1 protein-coding gene is annotated in these 715 nt (G+C 65.3%); it reads left to right on the top strand.

Annotation, left to right across the window (positions count from 1 at the left end):
- Positions 1-2: 2 nt before the first annotated feature.
- Positions 3-715: acetoacetyl-CoA reductase (phbB, locus tag PSA7680_RS18430; protein ID WP_085870109.1), on the top strand; the 713-nt coding region annotated here is incomplete at its 3' end.

Raw genomic sequence — 715 nt, 5'->3', positions numbered from 1 at the left:
CCATGGCGAAAACGGCACTTGTCACCGGCGGCACGCGCGGTATCGGCGCGGCCATTGCGAAGAAACTCAAAGCCGAGGGCTACAACGTGGCCGCGACCTACGGCGGCAACGATGAGGCCGCCGCGGCCTTCACCGCCGAAACCGGCATCGCCACCTACAAGTGGTCCGTCGGTGATTACGAAGCCTGCAAGGAAGGCATCGCCAAGGTCGAGGCCGAGATCGGCCCGGTGGATGTGCTCGTCAACAACGCCGGCATCACCCGCGACGCCCCCTTCCACCGCATGACGCCGCAGCAGTGGCACGAGGTGATCGACACCAACCTCACCGGCGTCTTCAACATGACGCACAACGTCTGGCCGGGGATGCGCGAACGCAAGTTCGGCCGCATCATCACCATCTCTTCGATCAACGGCCAGAAGGGCCAGTTCGCCCAGGCCAACTACGCCGCCGCCAAGGCCGGCGACATCGGCTTCACCAAGGCGCTGGCCCAGGAAGGCGCGCGCGCCGGGATCACCGTGAACGTGATCTGCCCCGGCTACATCAACACCGAGATGATGAGCACGATCCCTGAAAAAGTGATGAACGAAGTCATCCTGCCGCAGATCCCGGTGGGCCGCCTCGGCGAAGCCGAGGAGATCGCCCGCTGCGTGGCCTTCCTCGCCGCGGATGACGCCGCCTTCATCACCGGCTCCACCATCTCCGCCAATGGCGGCCA

Source organism: Pseudoruegeria aquimaris (assembly GCF_900172235.1).
In the GTDB taxonomy this organism is placed as follows: domain Bacteria; phylum Pseudomonadota; class Alphaproteobacteria; order Rhodobacterales; family Rhodobacteraceae; genus Pseudoruegeria; species Pseudoruegeria aquimaris.
This window is presented reverse-complemented; position numbering and strand designations above follow the sequence as displayed.